The organism is Mangrovibacter plantisponsor (assembly GCF_003182475.1).
Classification (GTDB): Bacteria; Pseudomonadota; Gammaproteobacteria; order Enterobacterales; family Enterobacteriaceae; genus Mangrovibacter; species Mangrovibacter plantisponsor.
The window spans coordinates 173,016-194,647 of sequence record NZ_QGTS01000004.1 but is presented as its reverse complement, the minus strand read 5'-3'; the positions used below and the strand labels follow the sequence as shown (position 1 = coordinate 194,647).

Below are 21,632 nucleotides of genomic sequence, written 5' to 3'. Positions count from 1 at the left end.
ATTGTACTTCCTCTATTTCCCTTGTGCCTACTTGTTTTCCCACAGTTATTAATCATGTGGACTATCTTTAGTTTTATTACCGCGGGATAGCTAAAGACTGTGAAGCATTGTCTAAAGTAACAGCAGTTAGTGCCGATACTTCCAATACCTTTCGGTGCATCCCTCTTGAGCCGTAAATCCAGGTTGCAGCAATGGGTGAATAAAAACCGATGATAACAGTCCGGGTGAAGGACGGTTTTGCTTCAAGACGAAAGGGCTGATGCCATGTACGAAAAAATACACAATGCCGGAACGAGTGGGCAGGGTGTTACGCCAGCATTGAGCCAGCTACAAGCGCTTGATGACGTACTTGCCATTGCTGAGTTCGATGGCAATGGATGCGTACGCCAGGTGAATGATAATTTATTACATCTGTTTGGCTACCAGGCCGCAGAGGTAATAGGGCGTCACCATAGCGAATTCTGCCTGCCTGATTTTGCCAGCCACCCACGCTACCTTGTGCTGTGGCAGGATTTAATGCGCGGTATTTCAGGCTCCGGCGTGATTATTGCGTTGCACAAAACAGGCCGTCTTATCTGGGTTGATGTAACCTGGGTACCGGTCGCGGACATGAGTGGCAAGATAACAGGCGTACTGGCGCTGGTTCGCCCGGCAACCGACCAGACCCGCCACGATTTTGAACAACCCGCTCTGATGTACCAACAATTCCAGGTGACCGAAGTCATCCACACTGCTGTGATGGTGAGTGATGGTGACGGCCATATTCGCTATGTCAGTAAAGGTTTCACACAGTTGCTGGGCTGGGAACTTAACGGGCTCAATGGGATGAACCCGGTTGAATTGTTGTTGGGCGGGATTGATGAGTCTGCCCGCCAGGCGGTTATCCGTGAGCTTAGCGCCGGAGAGCCTCTGGAAGGCGAATACCTGATTCAGGACAAAAACCAGCATCAGCATTGGGTAAGGCTGGTTTGCTACCCAATAGTGAATACCCAGACCCGGCAAGTGTCGCACCAGGTGTGGATGGTGCACAGTGTCACACACAGTAAAATCTATGAAACTCTGCAGCAACAGGTGCTGGAAGCGCTGGTGCAGGAACGCCCACTGGTCGATGTGCTGGAGTTGATTTGTAATGAAGTTGAGCGCATCGCCCCGGATATCACAGCCACCATTCTTGAACTGGATAACCAGGGGCGTCTGTTCCCTCTGGCAGGCCCCGGAATGGCAAAATCCTTCTCGCGCCAGATAGAAGGGTTACAGATTGGCCCTGATGTGGGTTCCTGTGGTTCTGCCGCCTGGTTTAATCACCCTGTCCTGGTCACCGATATTGCCACTGATCCTCGTTGGGAAGTTTTTCGTGAGCATATCTTGCCGCTGGGGTATGTTGGTTGCTGGTCAACACCGGTATGTAATAACCAGGGTAAAGTGATTGGCACCTTTGCTTTTTATTTCCGCCAGCCGCTAACCGAACGCATCTCACTGCTGCACCAGTATCTGATTGATGTCTCAACTCACTTATGTTCACTGGCGCTGACCCGTGAACATGCGCGCCAGCGTATTAGCCAACTGGCGTTTTACGACAGCCTGACCGGGCTGCCAAACCGCAGTTTGTTACAGGCTAAACTGGACCAGGAAATTGAAGCGGCAGCACATCGCAACGAAGCCGTTGCCGTGCTCTTTATTGACCTGGACCGCTTTAAGCAGATTAATGACTCATTCAGCCACCAGTTAGGCGATGATGTTCTGGTACAGGTTGCACAGCGCCTGCAATGTGCATTACGCGTAACGGACATTGCAGGTCGCCTTTCCGGGGACGAATTCCTGGTGGTGATGCCACAGTGCGACAAAGACCAGGTTCAGGAAGCGGTATCCCGCTTGCAGGCGGTACTCCATGAGCCGCTGGAGTTGTCCGGCACGTCGCTGTCAGTCACGGCAACTATTGGTATCGCCATGTTCCCGAACGATGGCAAAACCGTGGATGAGCTGATTCAGCATGCTGACCTGGCGATGTCTCAGGCTAAAAGTTGTGGCCGTGGGCAGTGGGCATTTTTCAGCAATGATATGGGGCAAACAGCCCAGGAGCGTATGCGGCTGGAGAGCGCTCTGCGCCAGGCTGTAAAACAGGGCGGGTTGCAGCTCTATTACCAGCCACAAATTACACTCAGTGATAACAGTATATATGGTGTTGAAGCGCTGGCTCGCTGGTATCACCCTGAGTTTGGTATGGTGCCGCCTTCGCGTTTTATTCCCCTGGCTCAGGAGTGCGGGCTGATTGCCGCGTTAGGTCTCTGGGCGATGGATGCAGCCTGTGCACAGCTTGCTGAGTGGCAGGCTCAGGGTATTCCCGTACCGGCGGTCTCGGTTAATCTCTCTTCCACCAGTTTTCATGACCTGTCATTGCCAGATACCGTGGCAAGGATCCTCGAAAAACATGGGCTGGAGCCTCATCACCTCACACTGGAACTGACAGAAAGTGTTCTGCTGGACAGCAACGTTAATACCGTGACATGCCTGAATGAGGTCAATGCGCTGGGAGTCCGCTTATCAATGGATGATTTTGGTACGGGTTATTCCAGCCTGAGTTATTTGCGCCGGTTACCGTTTAGTGAGCTGAAACTGGACCGCAGCTTTGTGGCTGATCTGGAAAACGATGAGATTGCCTGCTCCCTCAGTAAAGCAATTATGGGCATTGGGGAAAGCCTCAGGCTCACAGTGGTGGCAGAAGGGGTGGAAACTTGCGAGCAATTTAACCGCCTGCGTGACCAGGGGTACCCGGTAGTACAAGGGTATTTGCTTGCCCGGCCAATGACACCACAGGCATTGCTTGCCTGGCTGGATGAACGCCAGATGATAGCCAGCTTACAGGGTAATTAATCTTTGCCAGTATCGGGCGCTTTTACGCTCTGAAAGAAATAAAGAGAGCCTGGTGACAAAACTCATTTTCGCACAGAGCGGGAGGGTGTCGCCCAATAAAAACCAGGAAAATCAATTCATTGATTTTCGGCTGCTCACTAAAAAGAAGGGAAAACCACGCTTTTCCCTTCTTTTTCATCAATCTGAGAGCCAGGTGACTGGCTCTCTTGCTATAAAAAGTGCGGTGAACGCTGCACAGGAAATGGCACCATCCGGTGCCATTCCGGCAGATTATACTGGTGCCGGCAGGGCAGATACCTGCACTGGCCTCATCTGAACCACTGGTGTTTCCTGTACCTGCTCACTAACACGGAACACGGCTATTTCACTGGCAAGTTCCTGCGCTTCCTGGCGCAACAGTGCGGTGTTATGAGCGGTCTGGTTAATTGTTGTGAGGTTTTCTGCTACGGTCTGTTCCATCTGGCTGACCGCCCGGGTGACTTCATCAATCCCTTTGCTTTGCTCATCTCCGGCAACACGTATTTCCGCCATAATATTTTTCACCTGGTCCACATCATTGACCAGTTGCGCCAGTTGTTTTCCTGCATTGTCGATAAACTGGCTTCCGGCTAACACATGGTTGTTAGAATCATCAATCAGAGCCTTTATTTCATGAGATGCTGTGGCACTGCGTTGTGCCAGTAACCTCACTTCTCCCGCCACAACAGCAAAGCCGCGCCCTTGTTCCCCCGCACGGGCGGCTTCTACCGAGGCGTTCAGTGCCAGAATATTAGTCTGGAAGGTAATGTCATCAATAACACGCAGGATCTCACCCACCCGGCCAGAAGCCTGGCGGATATTATTCATGGAGCTGATAACCTGCTTCATTACCTGGTCATTTTGCTGTGCGGTACCCGCTGTTTTTTCGGCCAGTTGGTCGGCAATACGCACGTTGTCGGCATTCTGGCGCACGGTGGCATTCAGTTGCTCCATTGCTGCCGCACTTTCTTCCAGAGCAGCAGCCTGGCCGGCGATTTTATCCGCCAGCCCACTGTTGTTGTCTGCCAGCGAGGTTGCCCCCCGGGCGACAATTTCACTGGTGCTTTGGGCGCTACGTACCACACCGGCAATTTTATCGGCAAACTGGTTAAAGGCGTGTGCAATCCCCGCTAATTCATCTTCACCGCTATCGTCGAGCCGCCGGGTCAGGTCGCCATCGCCATGGGCAATTTCATGCAGTGCCTGCTGTGTGGCATTCAGCCTGCGTGTAATAGTTTTACTGATTACCCAGAAACCCAGCATCAGTACAGCCAGAACGGGAACCAGAATCAACAAAATACCGTGGGTGATGGTTGCGGCCAGGCCCGATACTCTGGCATCCGGGGTAACCAGGCCGATGACCCAGCCAGTCCCTTTCATGCGGAACAGGCTGACCTGCGCATGTTCACCCAGTAACGGGTCTTTCAGGTTGGCCACGGCGGTAACACTGGCTTCATTGTGAAACTGGTTAACGGCGTTATTGACCGGTGCGAGCCAGGGCTGTTTTTCCGCCAGTTGTGCCAGCGACATCAACTGTTTTTCATGTGAGGCAGGAGAAAAAATAAGTTGTTTGGTGGCGTCCAGTACAAAGGTATAGCCACCTGTCACCGTACCGCTTTTTTGCAGGTAGGCGCCGAGATTATCAAGCTGGACATCAATGGTGGCGACCCCGGCAAACTGGCCTGCTGCATTATGGTAAGGCACACTGCAGGTAACCATATTCACGCCAGAGACCGGGTCCTGGTAAACTTCAGACCAGGTACACTGGTTCCCCGGTGCGCTTTTCACCGCGGTGTACCAGCTTTCGTTATGGTAATCCGCAGTGGACGGGTCGTTATAGCCATTGGAAAAGGTCAACTTACCGTCACTTCCCCGGGCCCAGAAAAAGCTGTGCCGGGCCTCACCTTCGCTGAAGGCATTTGGCTCTGGCCAGATACCGCCGCCCGCAATGGTGTCGTTTTGCTGGGCATCTATCATGCCCGGTAATGCGTCTTTGTAGAGCGCATCCTGGTGGGGAAGTTGTTCCGCCAGGCGGGCCATACTGATGGCCTGGCCTTCAATCTTTTTCAGTTGCTGGTCAATATTGGCGGTCAGGTTATTTCCCGCCTGGAGAATCAGTTCGTTGCTGGCATCAATGATTCGCGGCCGGGCGAACCACTGCATGGTGAAATACACAATCAGCACTGTGACGGCCAGAATGATGACACCACCGGAAAGCAACTTCCCGGATAAACGCGCCGGAATTAATCGCATACAGACTCCTTAACACTCAAATAGAACACTTGCGCACAGCGGCCAGGGGCCAGAAACGGCTAATGCGCTTCTGTGCCGGTGGGAGCCAGAAAGTTATGCAGGGTAGTGATGCAGGTTTTTTTATTGAATCCTGAAGTGCTATCGGCAATGGCACAATAAACCTGAGGGTAATATGCAAGGTATAAGTATTTTCTATGGAAGTGGTTCGGGGCTTGCAGATAACGGGCGGTTTGTTGCCCGGGAGTCACCGGGCTTTTGGGCTTAGCTTAGTAATAGTAGAATTTCAGCTGTCTGAATAGTTGTCTTTGGTACCTGAGCTCGTTGAATAAAATTACCACCAATATGATGATATAGAACGCTAACACACTAAAAATCAAGGCATCAGATATATTTCCCTCCGCGGTTCCTGTTAAAAAGATGAAGCTCAATAAGTTACTGGCGAGAATGGTACATAACCCCATTGAAAGCGAGGCGAACAGGGTATATTTAAAGCTTTGAGCTTCCCGCGTCTCATAGTCAGTTTCATGGTAAGGCACATAGCTGCTCAGGTGGGTGACATTGATTTCACTGAGTGAAGGCGCTGCCGCCAGTAGCTGCCCTTGTTGGCCATGGCGAACCGCACTGGCGGCCCATTCCAACATAAGCCAGGAATACCCCGTACTCCATTGGTCAGTAGGTTGCAGGGTATGCCACTTTTGGCTACCGGGGGGAAGCCCTGCGGCATTTATGGCCTCCTCCAGTAAATATTTGCCTTCTCCATTGATGTTGGTGCGCCACAGGCGGCGTAACTCAGTGCAAGGTACCCGTTCAGTGGTAAACAGTGTTTGTACTGTTTTTGTTAACGTATTTAATGGGCTGGTGACACTGCTAAAGTACCAGACCGGGACATGCTGTGATGCCACTTGCTCATTCCAGCAGAACAAGAAGGCTGTACCGTGCTCACAAAATTCATCTTCTGGTTCAGTGTGGAGCTCCAGCATAATCAGTAGTCTGAAACCCTTGAAACCATCTGCTATCCACTTATCCAGCATGTTTCTGTCAGGAGTGGTCGCCTCGGTGTGGAAAGTCACCTTGTGAAACTGTGGGTAATATTGGCTGAACAGTGTGATGGCATCCTGAAATACCTCTTCATTGCCATGGCGAATAAACAACCATACTTCACTTAGTGCTTCAGGCTGTTGCACTGCAGAAAACGACAGTTTTTTCAGGAGTAATGACAATGCCTGCTGGAGGCGGCTAAGGCCATTATGTTCATCTGGCGCGACAGGTAGTTTTCGGGGAATGTCTTTACTGGCGGGCATTTCTCCTTCCAGATTCAGTATTTTTAGTGTTGCATTATCTACCGGGAAAAGAGAAGCGTGCTCAGCGATTTGTATCGCCTCAGATGTTTTGTCTTTCCACCATATACGATGCTGTTCATAAAGCGAGTCACGGTTCCAGTGCCGTAGTTTTCTGAATAAACAGGCACAGAGAAACAGGCTTATAACCAGAGCCCCGGAAAGAAACGGGAGTAGCACGGTTTTTTGCACCAACCTGGATAAGGTAAGCGTTGTTTCATCCAGTGTTGTTAAACCGAGTACCAGCACAACGATGGTGGTGCACAGTACCGTAATCCAGGCTGTTTTGTGAGGGAAATGAAGCGTATCCGCACTGGGATAAGGGTTTTCGGGTAAAGGATGACGTAAGTATATCATTCAGCATACCCCGGCATCGGCTAAGGAAGAGATGAGGGAACAACCACATTGTGTATGGCATGGTTCAACGGCGACAAGGCGGCCATTCATCAGCCATCCCGGGTAACCTTCTGCAACAATGGTTGGGCCGTGAATGGCACACAATGCCTGATCGCCCGCCAGCGCAACAGGTATTCCGCCAAAGAGTGCACCGCTGGCCTGGGTAACGGAGCCACCTCTGCTGAGTTTATCGCCCAGGCGAATAACACGTTGTCGAATCATCTGAAAATCCCTTTATAAGTGTGTTTGTTAATGATTTGAAAGAAATCTGGTTTCGTTGAAAAGCGTTTAAGTACTATTTCAGCCCGGCACCCAAATCGCAGCGCATATGTGTCCAGCCGCGGTAATCTTTCACTTCCGGAATGGCTTCCGGCAGGTTCTGGAAGTTGGTTTTATATTGGATAACCAGCTTGTGAAGCACCCGTGGCGGATCGATATATTCAAGGCCCCACCCTGGTCCCGGGAATTGCGGTGAGGTATGGCGCTGACGGGGTTGGCCACGAAACATAATGGTGTAATCAATACCGGGGCCGCCGGGCGCCAGCCTGGGGTCATCAAAGGGGTGGGAGGACATATAAATCCGGCCCTGTCTGGTCAGCAGGAAGCCCTGATCATTAACCACGGTAAGTGAGACGATGTCATCATAAGAGGGGCTGGTGGTACCGTCATCTTCAGCACCATTGACAGACGAGTTTTGCCATGTACGCCCGTAGTCTTTAGAAATACTCATCACACCTTTCGTGCGCCAGGAGGGAATGGCGATATAGCGTTCAGAGGCATTGATATAGGGTTTGGTAAAAATACGATAAAACTGGGGTTTGACTTCACTGCGAATGCCCCGCTGCTGGTCAATAAACCACAGTTCACCTTCACAGTGCCAGCCTTTAAGCTCCAGCCAGCGGTGCTCATCGAAGCGGTACACCACCTGCACCGGTGGCTGGCGTGGGTGGCAGGCGGCGAGTAACCCGCAGGCCAGTAGCGCTAACAGGCTGCGCCGTAATACTCTTTTTTTAACCGGGTTCATGGTTTGTTCCATCTGTGGTTGGCATTGGGCAATGGGGTACCCGCTGGGGCGGGCATATCCCACTGGGGCAGGGGGGTAACTTGTGGGTGCGGGTCTTGTGGGTGGCGTGGGGGTTCTGTGCGCTCTGCGGGTGCATATTCATTAACAACACCAAACTCACCTGTGGGTAATATTGCATCAGGCTTGTTCATGTAGATTTTAGTCTTGTCTATATTTAATTCACCCGTTTTATAATATTCCCTGGTAAATTCATCCGGGTTATTCCAGTGCCGCCAGTCTGCCTGGCGAATCAGGCGTTGCCAGAAATCCGGGTCTTCAAAGGCCATGCAGTTGCCTATTGCCAGGTCCCAGGCCATAACTTTTTCGGGTACATCCGGGCTCATCACTATTGAGGAGTGCTGGCTCAGTTTTACCGGGTCGCCATATTTTTCCATCTGGTCAATCTCTTCATCGGTTTTATTACGAAACAGCACATACTCCCTATGCTGTGGGTTGCCACCCACATAACCCGAGGTAAAGGTGGTTTGGTAATGAGCGTTAATACCCGCTATCTCTTTATCGGTCAGTTTCTGCCCGGGGCGGGGTGGTTGGCCGTACAAATTGATAACCTTGCGGTTCTCTTTTACCTGCCAGACCAGGCTGTATGACCGGGCAGAATAGTCAATGTAGCGGTCTTCGCGCCCAATACCGCTGTGGTAGCGTTGCCTGCCTTCATCGGGGGTATGGCCCATCAGGGTAAAGGTGAACACTTCAGGCAGGGCATCACCGTTAACGGTGACCTCACTGTTCCATGGGTAACTGGCATTGGTGGGCCAACTGTCGTAGATAAAATCGCCGGGCTGTTCAGGGAGTTTTTCAAACGGTGCCTGCGCCGGGTTCCCGCCCACAGGGTAGCGCTGGCTGAAGACGCGCTGGAACAGATTGGGGTGCTTGCGGGCAAGGGTGTCCGGAATGCCACGCCAGCCCATGCCCTGCACATTGATAAGTGAAACCGTGCCGTCGTCCGGGCAAAAATAGTTATATACCCGGCCAAAGTTATTCCGGCTGTGGCGTGGGTCGCTGTGCCAGCGGTGGTTAAGCCCCAGTGTGCCGTCATTGACCATGGACTGGAGAAAATCCGGGGCGTAGCGCCCGTCCGGGGAATATTTCGGGTTAGTGGCCATCATGTTGCAGAAGTTGGCGAAGGTTTGCTGGCGGGCGCGGGTGGTCTGCTGGCGGCCGGGCAGGCGGTTTTCCATAAAGCGTTGTTCAAGGGAGTAGGGCGAATGGCACAGAATCACACAGTCTGCAGGGGTTCTGTCTGCCCGCTTTACCAGCATATTGGCCAGCATTGCCAGCAGGGTGCCCTGGCTGTGCGCCACAATATTGATTGTATCAAACTCAGTATCTTTATTACCGCGGATTGCCAGGATTAAATCTGCCAGGCGCTGGGCGGCAAAAAACTGGTAAATGCGGTGCGGGTTTTGGTAAATCGGGTGGGTGAAATCATTGTGGTTAAATTTTGAGTGGCGGCTGTACCCACCAGCAAGCCAGGTGGCAACACCGCCAGCACCAGGGCCCAGCATATCGGGCAGGCAAGTCGTGGCGTTGGCAAAGGTGCCGCCGTCTTTTGCCCCGGCAAGGTTAAGAACATTGCCAAAGTTGTCGTTAAGAAAACCGCGCCCTTCAGGATTCAGTTTTTTCAGGCGTTTGGCATCATTTTCCAGCCAGGCATCATAAGGCAGCATGGCGTCCGGCCCCAGTTTACGCACTTCTTCCCGGTAACGGCGCTGGTCTTCAAGCCAGGTGGCGTGGTCAACCGGACGGTAGCCCCAGTGAAAAGGGATGACAGGTGAACGGCCACTGCCGGTAATACGCTGCGGCGGGTTGCTCAAGTCGGTCTGCCCGCCAAGTTCCCCCCATTGGTGAATATGCAGATCATTGCGTGCAAGGCGGGTATTCAGCCCGGCAACAATGCCTTTTTCCTGGTGCTGGTAGGCTTCACCCGTGTCGTTTACCCCATGAACCAGAATCACAATACAGGGCAGTGGCCGGCCCGCTGTAAATTGCTGCACCAGCATGGCACCGCTGGTTTCAACCGGCACACCAATAAAGTTCCCCAGTTCATGGTTGTTGTAAACCGGGCTGGCATTATCCTTATGCGTACTCATTGTTTGGCTTCCCGTTTGAGTGAAACAACGCAGGCTTCTGTTTCGGTAAGAGAAAGGAGTGGCGAGTGCCCGTTGGCATCGGTTTTCCCTTCAACCACCGAGCCGTCGGCTCTTTTTATTCTGAACGCCTGGTTTACCAGCACTTGCCCCGGCTCCCCAGCACAACACAATTGCACCTTGCGCCCTAACGCTCCCGGGCTGAAAGCAGGCGCGACCAGTTTGGTGGTATCCCCTGGGTGCCACGCCAGTGTGGGGGATTTCTGGTCTATGCTGACAGGCGAAAATATTTCAACACTGCCGTTAGGGTGAATACGTATCCCGCCCCCACCACTGTGGAGGAATATGCCATTTTTGGCGCTGAGTTGGAGTTCGCCCTTGCTGCTGGTAAGTTGCATATTCTGCTCGGACAGCGCAGATAACGTGCCACGCTGCGCCTGGAAATTAAGATTACCGCTGGCCGCAATAAGCTTAATTCCAGCTTTACGCACAAAAGCGGAAATCCCCTGGCCTGCGGCAAGAGAAAGTGTTTTCAGAATATTGATACTGCCATGGTTTTCGGCGGTAACGATGGCATCTTTACCCGCAGAAAGTTGCAGGTTTTTGGGGGTGACCTGGGTGATCCCCGCATCGCCCCAGGCGACAATTCCCGGTTGGTTGAGGTGTTGCAGCGCCTGGTTTGCTTCTTGCTGAGAGCCTGTATCTACGGTATCGCTACCTGCCTGTTGCGCACTCCCTTGCAGACTGCGCGCCAGAACAAGGGCCTGCTCCAGTTGCCGGATGGTCTCCGCCATATCCAGTTGCTTACCCTTTGCACCCGGTTGGGAAGCCGTGGTCAGTAAGATGCCTTTTGCGGAGCGAATTGCGGTATGGTTATCGGTACGCAATTCTGCACCTTCTCCCCGCGGCTTGCGCTCAGCATCCACCATTCGCCCCAGGTTGAGTTGCGATTTACCCGGCTCAGTAGCCAGTTTGATATGTTGCTCACCCTTTTTATCTTCCATGCGCAATTTGTTCTTGCCATGGGTGCGAATAACATTGCGGGTACTGTTGGTGTAGTTAACCACGTCGGGATTAAAAGCGTTATGCAACACATGGGCGATATACGGGCGCTCGGGGTCGCCGCCTTCAAAAGCAACCGCAACTTCCATGTTATCGAGCAGTGGGAAGTGAATACCATATTGGTCACCGGCGTAAATTCGGGCCAGGCGTACGGGCATACTTTCTTCACCTTTATGCCATTCATCACGGTCAAAACTAAATTTCACTTTATAACGGCCAAATTTATCCGGCCGGGCCAGTTGGTCGTTGCGTTTTGAGCCTGAAACCCGTGCCGGAACAGTACCGGTAATCACCGGGCGAGGGCGATATGCGGGCCGCCATACCACTAAGTTGTTTTTGGGCATACCGGACAATTTCGCCTGGAAACCGTGCCCGCGCCCACCCTGGCAGACCAGTGAGGTAACCAGAAAACCAGGCTCAAATACCTGCGGTGTATCCCCCGTTATCTGCACCAGCATTCCTGGCAAAATTGCCGGGTCGTCTGCTGTGGCATGCAACTGCACACGCGCACATAAATGGCGTTCGTGGCGAATACGGGCATAGAACCATGCGCTCTCTGCCACTTCACCGGGTGCCACCGCATAGCGGTCGCCCATTGATTGGGTGTTGTCGCCATACTGGTAATCGCAGCCCACCGTAAAGGGGGCTTCGCGCCCCTGGTCTGCGGTGGATTCCGGGAAGGGTTCTTCTTTATTGTGGTAGTAATAATTACGGCTGTGAGCGGCGCGCGGGGTTACCTGTGCATGGCTTACCATATCGCGAATAGTTAAGGTGTTGCCCACCAACCCGGCTTCAGGAAGCGCCTGAATGGTATGGCCTCTGATATACATTTTCAGACTGTCGCTAAAGACAATAACTGTCACATTTTCAACTTTTTCATGAGGCTCAAACCGGAACCAGATACCGGTTTCTGATAATAGCCGCAGCACAAAGTCGTAGTCTGTTTCTCCCCACTGGACAATCATTTCCCGCTGTGGATAACGCCATAGCAGGTTATCCATGTTAATTTCATAACCGTGAAGGCCATGGGATTTTAAAATACGGGTAACAACCTCTGGCACCGAAACTTGTTGGTAAATAGCGTAGCGGCGGGAATGCCGCAGTAATACCAGCGGGTGCTCAATTGTGGCTTCATAACAAGATTCATCTTTATTGGTTGCCAGGCGTGAAAAAGTGGTAATAATGCCATGTATTTCCCGCAGACATTCCCATTTGGGTTGGTTTGGCAGGTAACGTGAATAATCCGGGTTAGGGCGGCGTATAACAAATATGGCTGGCTGCATCATGATGTTATCTGCAGGAATATCTTTTTCGGGTGAGGTAAAACGGACTGTATAATGAAACGACTCACTCAGCGCTTCCTGCCCGGTAAATGACTCTATATCTGTTTCTATGGTGGTACGTTTAAATAGCAGTAAATAACGGTTGAGAGTGTCTGCCTGAATTTGTTGGTGCTTCTGGGGAATGTCTGCCATCTGAGCTTTCCATGATAATCGCGCTCGTGAAAGTTGGGCGGAGAGTAAGCCAGGAAAAAACAGCGGTAAATACGTTATTTATATGGTTGTTCATCAGGAAAAAATAACAAATCCGCCAGAGGCCAGGAAGCGTGTGCGTTGGTTAGGTGTTTTATTTTTAATGAAAATGGCAGGCTGTTAATAATTTTATAATGGAGCGGTTTGTTTATTATTATACTATTAGCCGTATTATGAATACGGGCACCTGTATTCAACATGTTTTTTGCAAGGTTGTTTGTTCAGCACAATAAAACGCCACAGCTGCGGCGTTTTATTGTGCATGGAAAACAGCAGAGATTATTTATGCCGTGATTTCAGGTTATCAATCACGGTGCCTAAATCCAGCTCCTGATCCTGCAACAGAACCAGCAAGTGGTACATCAGGTCAGATGCCTCATTCGTCAGTTCATGTTTATCATGCACGGTGGCGGCCAGCGCGGTTTCCACACCTTCTTCACCCACTTTCTGGGCAATGCGCTTGGTGCCGCTGGCATAAAGTTTTGCTGTGTAAGAGCTGGCCGGGTCCGCGTGTTTGCGCTCTGCCAGCAGGCTTTCCAGCTCGTACAGAAAATGCCACTGATGGTGGGTATCGCCGAAACAGCTGGACGTCCCTTTGTGGCAGGTGGGGCCGATGGGGTTAGCCATTACCAACAGGGTGTCGTTGTCGCAGTCAGCGGTAATACTTACCACATTGAGAAAATGGCCGGAGGTTTCGCCTTTGGTCCACAAGCGTTGTTTAGTGCGTGACCAGAAAGTCACTTTGCCATTTTGCTCTGTTTGCGCCAGCGCTTCCTGGTTCATATAACCCAGCATCAGGACTTCACCGGATACGGCGTGCTGCACGATAACCGGTAACAGGCCATCGGTTTTTTCCCAGTCCAGTTGCGCACGTTGTTGTTCTGTTAACACACTCGAATCTCCACACCTTGCTGCGCCAGATACGCTTTCAGTTCACCAATATTGATTAACTGCTTATGAAACACGGAGGCGGCGAGCGCACCATCCACGTTAGCGTCACGAAATGCTTCGAGGAAATGTTCCATTGTGCCGGCACCGCCAGAAGCAATCAGCGGAACATGGCAGACCTCGCGCACTTTTTTCAACTGAACCAGGTCGTAGCCATTACGCACACCGTCCTGGTTCATCATATTCAGGACAATTTCGCCCGCGCCGAGTTTTTGCACTTCCTGCACCCAGTCCAGTGTTTCCCATTGGGTGACGCGGGTACGGCTTTCATCGCCAGTATACTGGTTAACATGGTATTTCCCGGTTTCACTGTCAAACCAGGTGTCCACACCCACCACAATACACTGAACGCCAAAGCGGTCTGCCAGGCGAGTAATCAGTGCCGGGTCTGCCAGTGCCGGGGAATTAATTGAAATTTTATCTGCCCCGAACGACAGAATCCGTGCCGCGTCTTCCAGAGACTTAATGCCGCCAGCCACACAAAATGGAATGTCGATGACTTCTGCAACTTTGGCTACCCAGCTTTTATCGACCACACGGCCATCACTGGACGCGGTGATATCATAAAAAACCAGCTCATCTGCGCCTTCGGCTGCATAGCGCTGGGCCAGGGGGACAATATCGCCAATAATTTCATGGTTGCGGAACTGCACACCTTTTACCACCTGGCCGTCTCGTACGTCCAGGCAGGGTATTATCCGTTTTGCCAGCATTCGATTGCCTCCGTTACGGTAAATTTACCTTCCAGCAGGGCGCGGCCAACAATCACACCTTCCACACCACTGCCGCGCAAAGCGGCGATATCTGCCAGACCGCCAATGCCGCCAGAAGCCTGAAAGGCCACTTGCGGGTAATGTGCGCACACATCACGGTACAGGCCGACATTAGAACCTGCCAGGGTACCGTCACGGGAAATATCGGTGCACAGTACATGTTTCAGGCCAAAAGGCAGAAAGCGCTCGACAACATTCTCCAGAGACTGGCCAGAGGTTTCCTGCCAGCCACTGACCGCAACCTGCTTGTTACCCTGGCCGTCAATGCGCACATCCAGAGCCAGCACCAGCGCATCAGCGCCGAATTTAGTGAACCATTGCTCAACCGTTTCTGGGGATTTTACGGCGGTTGAGCCTACCACTACCCGGGTTGCGCCAGCGTCCAGCAGGGCGGCTACATCATCTTCGCTGCGCACACCACCACCAACCTGAACCGGAACATCAACACCTGCCAGCAGGTTTTGCAGTAAAGGAATCTGGCGTTTCGCCGGGTCTTTTGCGCCGGTTAAATCAACCAGGTGCAACACTTGCGCACCCATACCCGCGTAGGCCTGCAGGCGGGGCAGTGGATCGCTGCCGTAGTCGCGCTGCTGACCGTAATCGCCCTGATGCAGACGAACCACTTTGCCATCAATTAAATCCAGTGCGGGAATAATCATCTCGCTTACATCTCCAGAAAGTTTTTCAGCAACTGCGCACCGGCGGAACCAGAACGTTCGGGGTGAAACTGCACGCCGAAGAAGTTGTCTTTTTGCACGGCGGCGGTGAAGGCTTCGCCGTAACTGCATTGTGCAATGGTGTTGGCGCATACGGGCATCGCATAACTGTGAACAAAGTAAAACCAGGCACCTGGTTCGATGCCACGAAACAGACGGTCACCGGCTTTAGGGTAAACCTTGTTCCAGCCCATGTGAGGCAAGGGCAAGCCAGCATCCTTCATTTTAAGTACCGGCTGGTCAACCAGCCCCAGAGTTTCCACGCCGTTATTTTCATCACTGGCGGTGCCGAGCAACTGCATTCCCAGGCAAACCCCCAGCAAGGGTTGAGTGGCGGTTTTCACCAGTTCTACCAGGTCGCGTTCACGCAACTGGTCCATGGCGGCCTGAGCAGTACCCACGCCGGGCAGGATCAGTTTATCTGCCTGGCGGATAACATCCGCATCTTTACTGATGGCTGGCTCATAGCCCAGGCGTTGTACTGCAGAGCGGACAGACGACAGGTTGGCACACCCGGTATCAATAATGACGACATTCATTACAACACTCCTTTTGATGAAGGCAGTGTATCCCCTTCCACGCGAATGGCCTGGCGCAGCGTGCGGCCAAAGGCCTTGAACAGGCTTTCAACGCGGTGGTGATCATTTTTACCTTTGGTTTTCAGGTGCAATGTCACGCCCATGGTATAAGAGAGCGAACGGAAGAAGTGCTCGACCATTTCGGTGCTCAGGTCGCCCACGCGCTGGTAATTGAATTCGGCTTTATATTCCAGGTGCGGGCGGCCAGAGATATCCATTGCACAGCGGGCCAGGCATTCATCCATGGGCAGCACGAAACCAAAGCGCGCAATACCACGTTTGTCGCCCAGTGCCACACGCAGTGCTTCACCTAAGGCCAGACCGGTATCTTCAACGGTATGGTGGTCGTCAATGTGCAGGTCGCCATGGACTTTAACGGATAAACGGAACCCGCCGTGGGTGGCAATCTGGTCCAGCATATGGTCGAAGAAACCCACGCCCGTGTTGATGGTGCTTTCACCTTCGCGGTCCAGCCACACTTGTACGTCAATTTGGGTTTCCCGGGTATTACGCTCAACCCGCGCGTAGCGGTCGCGCTGGGTAAGTTTGGTGCAGATATCGGCCCAGTTGAGGTTATCTGGCGCATATTGCAGCCCCTGAATGCCCATATTGTTTGCCAGTGCGATATCGGTTGCGCGGTCACCAATTACATAGCTGTTGGCGGCATCCATTACCCCGCGAGCCAGGTATTTTTCAACCAGCCCAGTTTTGGGTTTCCGGCAGGCACAGTTGTCCTGCTGGAAATGCGGGCAGATAAGAACGTCTTCGAATTTTACGCCCTGTGAGCTAAGAACCTGCATCATCAGGTTGTGCGGGCCATCGAAGTCTGCCTGTGGGTAGCTGCTGGTACCAAGGCCATCCTGGTTGGTGACCATCACTAACTGCCAGCCTGCTTTTTGCAGTTGCAACAGCGCCGGAATAACACCGGGCTCAAAGGCGAGTTTGGCATAGCTGTCCACCTGGAAATCTTCCGGCGGTTCGGTAATCAGGGTGCCGTCCCGGTCAATAAAAAGATACTTCTGGCTCATACTTACTCCGCTGTGATGCTGGCTGACAATGCGTTCAGGGCGGTAACAACACGCTGGCATTCGGCTTCAGTGCCAATAGTGATACGCAGGCAACCGCCAAGACCAGGTTGTTTACTTTGGTCACGTAAAATAATGCCTTGATCCCACAGGGATTTAAAGACAACACTGCACTCACTTAACTTGAATAACACATAGTTAGTGTCTGAAGGGTAGACTTGTTCTACACCCGGCAGCGCCTGTAATGCACTAACCAGTTCACGCCGGTTGCGTAAAATTTCTGCCACCCGGCCACGCATGGCGGTTAAACCCGCTTCACTTAATGCCTGGGCTGCAATATCAGCAACCGGTGTGCTCAGCGGATAGGGCGCAATAACTTTTAACAGCAGGTCGATAACGGGTTTGTTGGCGAGTGTAAAGCCACAACGTAACCCGGCCAGAGCAAACGCTTTTGACAGGGTGCGCAGTACAACCAGGTGCGGGTAATCCTGCAACCAGGTGGTCAGTGTGGCTTGTGGGCAAAACTCAATATAGGCTTCATCGGCAACCACAATGGCGCGGTCACGGGTCATTTCCAGCAGCGATTTCAGGTCTTCCGGGTTAATCACCTGGCCGGTCGGGTTGTTCGGGCTGCACACAAACACCACTTTCACGCCATCCAGTTGTGCCTGCATGGCGGGCAGGTCAAGCTGCCAGTTGGCGAGAGTCGGAACTTTGCGGCATTCCACACCAATGGTTTCTGCACTCACACTGTACATACCATAGGTGGGCGGGCAAATCATAATGGCGTCCTGGCCTGGCTCACAAAATGCCCGCACCACCAGTTCAATACCTTCATCGGCTCCGCGGTTAACCAGCACCTGGTCTTTATTCAGCCCGGCGTAAGCGGCATAGCGAGTGATAACCGCTTCAGGCTGGCATTCCGGGTAACGGTTCAGGGTTTGCTGAGTCAGTTCGAAAGGTACCGCTGTAGGGTATTCGTTGGCATTCAGCCAGACATCACCTTTGCCGCCTAACCGGCGGGCTGACTGGTAAGGTGTTAACTGGCGAACATTTTCCCGTGCCAGTGCTTCAATAGACTTGCTGCTCATTGTGTTTCCCTCAACCCTGTTTGTTGTTTTGCGCCAGTGCGGCAACACGCAATGTCACGGCATTTTTGTGTGCGGTTAATTGTTCCGCTGCAGCCAGTGTTTCAATGGTTTGTGCCAGGCTGGCAAACCCTTGCGGCGACAGTTCCTGTACCGTCATACGTTTTTGAAAATCTGCCAGGCCAAGGCTTGAGCAGGTGGCGGTATAGCCGTATGTGGGCAACACATGGTTGGTTCCGGAAGCATAATCACCGGCAGATTCTGGTGACCAGTCGCCCAGGAACACTGAACCGGCGCTGGTGATGTCATCAACCAGGCTGCGTGCTTCACGGGTTTGAATAATTAAGTGTTCCGGGCCATATAAATTGGATATTTCTACGCACTGGGCAAGGTCGCGCGCCACAATCAGGCGGCTTGCTGACAACGCCTGGCGGGCAGTTTCTGCCCGAGGCAATTCAGTCAACTGGCGCTCAACAGCTTGTGCCACACGGCTGGCGATATCACTGTCGGGTGTCAGCAAAATAACTTGTGAATCCGGGCCGTGCTCTGCCTGAGAAAGCAGGTCAGAGGCAACAAAATCCGGGTTGGCACCACTGTCGGCAATGACCAGCACTTCTGAAGGCCCGGCAGGCATATCAATGGCTGCACCATCAAGCCGCTGGCTGACCTGGCGTTTGGCTTCGGTAACAAACGCGTTGCCCGGGCCAAAGATTTTATCCACCGCAGGTACCGTTTCGGTACCGAATGCCAGTGCAGCAATGGCCTGCGCCCCACCGGCCTGGAAAACTTCTTTTACACCGCACAGGCGCGCTGCATAGAGTATTTCATCAGCAATGGGTGGCGGGGAACACAACACCACCCGGCGGCAACCGGCAATACGTGCCGGGGTTGCCAGCATTAATACTGTTGAAAACAAAGGCGCTGAACCACCAGGAATGTAGAGGCCAACCGCCGCAACCGGGCGGGTGACTTGCTGGCAACGCACGCCTGGCAATGTTTCGATATCAACCGTTGCCAGTTGCTGGGCACGGTGGAAGGTTTCAATGTTTTTGACCGCTACAGCCATTGCCTGTTTAACGTCATCACCCAGGCGTGCCACTGCAGCATCAATCTCAGCTTCGCTGACGCGCAATTCACTGACGGCGGTTTTATCAAAGCGGGCGCTGTATTCGCGTAAGGCATCATCACCACGATTTTTAACGTTATCGAGGATTTCGCTCACGGTGCGGGTGATGCTGTCAGAGGCAGAAATTGCCGGGCGCATCAACAGTGCGCGCTGTTGTTCAGCATCGCACGTATTCCAGTCAATCAGGGTATCGAAGCGGCTCATGGTCATTACTCCATCATTTTTTCAATGGGCAGGACAAGAATGGAGCTGGCACCCAGCACTTTCAGTTTTTCCATGGTTTCCCAGAACAGGGTTTCGCTGCTGACCATGTGCATGGCAACACGCTGTTTGTCGCCAGCCAGCGGCAGAATGGTGGGGCGCTCAGCACCTGGCAGCAGGGCAATCACTTCTTCCAGGCGGTCGCTTGGCGCGTGCATCATGATGTATTTGGATTCGCGGGCCTGAATCACACCCTGAATACGGGTCATCAGGCGGTCAATTAACTGTTGTTTGGCGCTATCCATTTCGCCATCACGCTGAATCAGGCAGGCTTTGGAGCGGTAAATCACTTCCACTTCACGCAGGCCGTTTGCTTCAAGCGTTGCTCCGGTAGATACCAGGTCACAAATGGCATCGGCAAGGCCGGCACGGGGAGCAACTTCAACGGAACCATTCAATAAGCAGGATTTGAACTGAACATTTTTTTGGTCGAGATAACGTTTGAGCAGGTGCGGGTAAGACGTGGCGATACGTTTGTTATTCAGGGCAGCCGGGCCATCCCAGGTTTCATCAACCGGCAGAGCCAGCGAAAGGCGGCAACCGCCGAAATCGAGGCGGCGCAGTGTGAAGTAACGCGGGTCCTCACCTTGTGCCCGGCGAGTCAGCAATTCTTCTTCCAGCACATTTTCACCAATAATCCCCAGGTCAACAACGCCATCCATAATCAGGCCCGGGATATCGTCATCGCGTACACGCAGAATATCGATAGGCATATTCTCAGCCAGTGCGATCAGGCGTTGTGTGTGCAGGTTCACCTTAATGCCGCAACGGGCGAGCAGTTCGCGTGAGTCATCACTTAAACGGCCTGATTTTTGAATAGCTATGCGTAAACGTGAATTATCTAACATTATGTTGTTACCTCTTAACCTGTTTAACTCTGCCCGAAAAACGTAATAAAAAAGCCCCCGGAAGTGTGACCTTCCGGGGGCTTTTCATTGCGTTCATGCACCACTGGAAGATCTGAATGTCTTCCAGCACACATCGCCTGAAAGACTAGTCAGGATGATGGTGATGATGGTGGTGTTTAAATTGAACGCTTTTCATAAAATTCTCTGTATGAATGACTATTCATTAAGTGGTACTTACCGTAAACCAGGTTAAGGGCTGAACGCAAGCCCTTTTTTACAAGATTAAGAACTTTCATTTTCATCCTGACATTGTTGGTAACCCGCGACAGGCGTAGCGTAGTACTATGATTATGTTATCAGGGCTGGATTACGCTATCAGGGCAATCCGGGCAGGTTTAATCCATAATGCCAGGATTAAGCTTGCAAGGGATTAAGTAATATGCGCCGGGTAACTGGCACAGCGCTAACACTGCACAATAAGCTGATAGCGTACCAGGAAAACCCTGATTAATACCCAAGATGTGAACACCGTTAAGGAGAGCAGGTATGAAAAAGGTCGCCATTGTCGGTCTGGGCTGGCTGGGAATGCCTTTGGCATTGTCCCTTATGGCGCAAGGGTGGGAAGTGAAGGGCAGTAAAACGTCACAGGATGGCGTGGAAGCGGCGCGCATGTGTGGTGTCAGTTGCTGTCAGCTCCAACTTGAGCCTGGATTAACCTGCGATAACGATGCGCTGGATGAACTGCTGGATGTCGATGCGCTGGTTATTACGTTACCCGCCCGGCGAACAGGGCCGGGGGATAACTTCTACCTTACTGCAGTTCAGGAACTGGTAGACAGTGCCTTGGCACGCCATGTACCCCGTATTTTGTTTACCAGCTCAACCTCGGTATATGGTGATGTTGACGGCATCGTTAAAGAAACCACACCGTTAAATCCGTCTACGGCAAGTGGCAGGGCGTTACAGGAGCTTGAACGCTGGTTGCATAATTTGCCCGGAACGTCGGTGGATATTTTACGCCTGGCAGGCCTGGTGGGGCCACAACGCCACCCGGGGCGTTTCCTGGCCGGGAAAACGGTATCAGGTGGCAACAATGTGGTAAATCTGGTGCATCTGGAAGATGTGGTGGCAGCAATCAGCCTGCTGTTGCGAGCCCCAAAAGGTGGGCATGTCTATAACCTGTGCGCACCTTCACACCCCACCAAACGCGAGTATTACCCCATGATGGCTGAAAAGCTGGGTGTGGTTGGGCCACTATTTACTGATGAACCAGGGCAACCTGGCGGCAAGAAAGTGGACGGTAACCGAATCTGTAATGAACTGGGGTTCGAATACATTTGGGCGGACCCGTTTGTTATGCCAGTAGAGTAATTTTATGTGGCATTTAAAATCATTTATTATCATTGTGTTACGGTAATATAGCCAGCGGGCCAGTTGCCCGCTAAACACCCCCCTGAACCGAAAGTGCGTTTTCACCTATTGTCAGTGCTTTGTCAGCTTGATTTTACACTCCGCAATGTGCAGAATACGCGCCCTGTAAAAATGATGATTAGCCGACGTTTATTTCACGTCGGTTATTTTTTTGCATAAAAAACACTTCGTTTAAATAAGAGGCCGGGCTTCGTTCCG

General features: G+C 52.3%; 18 protein-coding genes and 1 other annotated feature. Of the genes, 3 read left to right on the top strand and 15 right to left on the bottom strand.

Translation table 11 applies throughout. The annotated features are described in order from the left end of the window. The first annotated feature begins 264 nt into the window (after nucleotides 1-264). On the top strand, nucleotides 265-2,871 hold the full coding sequence (locus DES37_RS07800; protein WP_110025441.1) for a bifunctional diguanylate cyclase/phosphodiesterase: 2,607 nt from the start codon (nucleotides 265-267) through the stop codon (nucleotides 2,869-2,871). Nucleotides 2,872-2,923: 52 nt separating this feature from the next. Next, on the top strand, nucleotides 2,924-3,187 hold the full coding sequence (locus DES37_RS25630; protein ID WP_170123746.1) for a hypothetical protein: 264 nt from the start codon (nucleotides 2,924-2,926) through the stop codon (nucleotides 3,185-3,187). Here the strand turns inward: DES37_RS25630 and DES37_RS07795 are convergent. The 15 genes from DES37_RS07795 to hisL form a co-directional block, all read right to left on the bottom strand. After that, entirely contained in the window at nucleotides 3,142-5,142 is a 2,001-nt protein-coding gene (locus tag DES37_RS07795) for a methyl-accepting chemotaxis protein (RefSeq protein ID WP_110025440.1), read from the bottom strand. The two genes, DES37_RS25630 and DES37_RS07795, sit on opposite strands and share 46 nt — an antisense overlap. Before the next feature lie 266 nt (nucleotides 5,143-5,408). Continuing rightward, nucleotides 5,409-6,836, bottom strand: coding sequence for a hypothetical protein (locus DES37_RS07790; protein WP_110025439.1), 1,428 nt, complete (start codon nucleotides 6,834-6,836; stop codon nucleotides 5,409-5,411). Continuing rightward, the gene (locus tag DES37_RS07785) at nucleotides 6,837-7,097 is read right to left on the bottom strand and encodes a PAAR domain-containing protein (protein ID WP_110025438.1); all 261 of its coding nucleotides are present in this window, start codon (nucleotides 7,095-7,097) and stop codon (nucleotides 6,837-6,839) included. Nucleotides 7,098-7,170: 73 nt separating this feature from the next. Beyond that, a complete protein-coding gene (locus tag DES37_RS07780; protein ID WP_245930030.1) occupies nucleotides 7,171-7,899 on the bottom strand; it encodes a T6SS immunity protein Tli3 family protein in 729 nt (242 codons plus the stop codon). Then, the gene (locus DES37_RS07775; protein WP_110025437.1) at nucleotides 7,896-10,049 is read right to left on the bottom strand and encodes a T6SS effector phospholipase Tle3 domain-containing protein; all 2,154 of its coding nucleotides are present in this window, start codon (nucleotides 10,047-10,049) and stop codon (nucleotides 7,896-7,898) included. Before DES37_RS07775 ends, DES37_RS07780 begins: the two co-directional genes overlap by 4 nt. Beyond that, a complete protein-coding gene (locus DES37_RS07770) occupies nucleotides 10,046-12,583 on the bottom strand; it encodes a type VI secretion system Vgr family protein (RefSeq protein WP_110025436.1) in 2,538 nt (845 codons plus the stop codon). The genes DES37_RS07775 and DES37_RS07770 overlap by 4 nt, the downstream gene beginning before the upstream one ends. Before the next feature lie 336 nt (nucleotides 12,584-12,919). Next, nucleotides 12,920-13,531, bottom strand: coding sequence for a bifunctional phosphoribosyl-AMP cyclohydrolase/phosphoribosyl-ATP diphosphatase HisIE (gene hisIE / locus DES37_RS07760; protein WP_036107974.1), 612 nt, complete (start codon nucleotides 13,529-13,531; stop codon nucleotides 12,920-12,922). Next, the gene (gene hisF, locus DES37_RS07755; protein ID WP_036107976.1) at nucleotides 13,525-14,301 is read right to left on the bottom strand and encodes an imidazole glycerol phosphate synthase subunit HisF; all 777 of its coding nucleotides are present in this window, start codon (nucleotides 14,299-14,301) and stop codon (nucleotides 13,525-13,527) included. Before hisF ends, hisIE begins: the two co-directional genes overlap by 7 nt. Next, nucleotides 14,283-15,020 carry a 1-(5-phosphoribosyl)-5-[(5-phosphoribosylamino)methylideneamino]imidazole-4-carboxamide isomerase gene (hisA, locus tag DES37_RS07750; RefSeq protein ID WP_036107977.1) on the bottom strand — a complete coding sequence of 246 codons (738 nt, stop codon included), beginning with the start codon at nucleotides 15,018-15,020 and terminating at the stop codon, nucleotides 14,283-14,285. The genes hisF and hisA overlap by 19 nt, the downstream gene beginning before the upstream one ends. A gap of 5 nt (nucleotides 15,021-15,025) precedes the next feature. After that, the gene (hisH, locus tag DES37_RS07745) at nucleotides 15,026-15,616 is read right to left on the bottom strand and encodes an imidazole glycerol phosphate synthase subunit HisH (RefSeq protein WP_036107980.1); all 591 of its coding nucleotides are present in this window, start codon (nucleotides 15,614-15,616) and stop codon (nucleotides 15,026-15,028) included. Further along, nucleotides 15,616-16,683: a bifunctional histidinol-phosphatase/imidazoleglycerol-phosphate dehydratase HisB gene (gene hisB, locus DES37_RS07740; RefSeq protein ID WP_110025434.1), complete on the bottom strand. Its 1,068-nt coding sequence runs from the start codon at nucleotides 16,681-16,683 to the stop codon at nucleotides 15,616-15,618. Before hisB ends, hisH begins: the two co-directional genes overlap by 1 nt. A gap of 2 nt (nucleotides 16,684-16,685) precedes the next feature. After that, complete coding sequence (gene hisC / locus DES37_RS07735) at nucleotides 16,686-17,771, bottom strand: histidinol-phosphate transaminase (RefSeq protein WP_036107984.1); 1,086 nt, start codon at nucleotides 17,769-17,771, stop codon at nucleotides 16,686-16,688. Between the two features lie 10 nt (nucleotides 17,772-17,781). Next, nucleotides 17,782-19,098, bottom strand: coding sequence for a histidinol dehydrogenase (gene hisD, locus DES37_RS07730; protein ID WP_110025555.1), 1,317 nt, complete (start codon nucleotides 19,096-19,098; stop codon nucleotides 17,782-17,784). A 5-nt stretch (nucleotides 19,099-19,103) separates the two neighbouring features. After that, nucleotides 19,104-20,003 (bottom strand): ATP phosphoribosyltransferase, encoded by a 900-nt coding sequence (gene hisG, locus DES37_RS07725; RefSeq protein WP_036107987.1) that lies wholly within the window; start codon nucleotides 20,001-20,003, stop codon nucleotides 19,104-19,106. 45 nt (nucleotides 20,004-20,048) lie between these two features. Continuing rightward, nucleotides 20,049-20,173: a sequence feature (His leader region), on the bottom strand. Continuing rightward, nucleotides 20,149-20,199: a his operon leader peptide gene (gene hisL, locus DES37_RS07720; protein WP_110025554.1), complete on the bottom strand. Its 51-nt coding sequence runs from the start codon at nucleotides 20,197-20,199 to the stop codon at nucleotides 20,149-20,151. Its footprint overlaps the feature before it by 25 nt. Before the next feature lie 350 nt (nucleotides 20,200-20,549). On the opposite strand from hisL, the gene DES37_RS07715 reads away from it, so the two are divergent. Continuing rightward, nucleotides 20,550-21,374, top strand: coding sequence for an SDR family oxidoreductase (locus DES37_RS07715; RefSeq protein ID WP_036107990.1), 825 nt, complete (start codon nucleotides 20,550-20,552; stop codon nucleotides 21,372-21,374). The last annotated feature ends 258 nt before the right edge of the window (nucleotides 21,375-21,632 follow it).

Bases quoted from the DNA above. Each gene is read 5' to 3' on its own strand.
- DES37_RS07800 (WP_110025441.1), top strand. From the start codon at position 265: ATGTACGAAAAAATACACAATGCCGGAACGAGTGGGCAGGGTGTTACG.
- DES37_RS07795 (WP_110025440.1), bottom strand. From the start codon at position 5,142: ATGCGATTAATTCCGGCGCGTTTATCCGGGAAGTTGCTTTCCGGTGGT.
- DES37_RS07790 (WP_110025439.1), bottom strand. From the start codon at position 6,836: ATGATATACTTACGTCATCCTTTACCCGAAAACCCTTATCCCAGTGCG.
- DES37_RS07785 (WP_110025438.1), bottom strand. From the start codon at position 7,097: ATGATTCGACAACGTGTTATTCGCCTGGGCGATAAACTCAGCAGAGGT.
- DES37_RS07780 (WP_245930030.1), bottom strand. From the start codon at position 7,899: ATGAACCCGGTTAAAAAAAGAGTATTACGGCGCAGCCTGTTAGCGCTA.
- DES37_RS07775 (WP_110025437.1), bottom strand. From the start codon at position 10,049: ATGAGTACGCATAAGGATAATGCCAGCCCGGTTTACAACAACCATGAA.
- DES37_RS07770 (WP_110025436.1), bottom strand. From the start codon at position 12,583: ATGGCAGACATTCCCCAGAAGCACCAACAAATTCAGGCAGACACTCTC.
- hisF (WP_036107976.1), bottom strand. From the start codon at position 14,301: ATGCTGGCAAAACGGATAATACCCTGCCTGGACGTACGAGACGGCCAG.
- hisA (WP_036107977.1), bottom strand. From the start codon at position 15,020: ATGATTATTCCCGCACTGGATTTAATTGATGGCAAAGTGGTTCGTCTG.
- hisH (WP_036107980.1), bottom strand. From the start codon at position 15,616: ATGAATGTCGTCATTATTGATACCGGGTGTGCCAACCTGTCGTCTGTC.
- hisB (WP_110025434.1), bottom strand. From the start codon at position 16,683: ATGAGCCAGAAGTATCTTTTTATTGACCGGGACGGCACCCTGATTACC.
- hisC (WP_036107984.1), bottom strand. From the start codon at position 17,771: ATGAGCAGCAAGTCTATTGAAGCACTGGCACGGGAAAATGTTCGCCAG.
- hisD (WP_110025555.1), bottom strand. From the start codon at position 19,098: ATGAGCCGCTTCGATACCCTGATTGACTGGAATACGTGCGATGCTGAA.
- hisG (WP_036107987.1), bottom strand. From the start codon at position 20,003: ATGTTAGATAATTCACGTTTACGCATAGCTATTCAAAAATCAGGCCGT.
- DES37_RS07715 (WP_036107990.1), top strand. From the start codon at position 20,550: ATGAAAAAGGTCGCCATTGTCGGTCTGGGCTGGCTGGGAATGCCTTTG.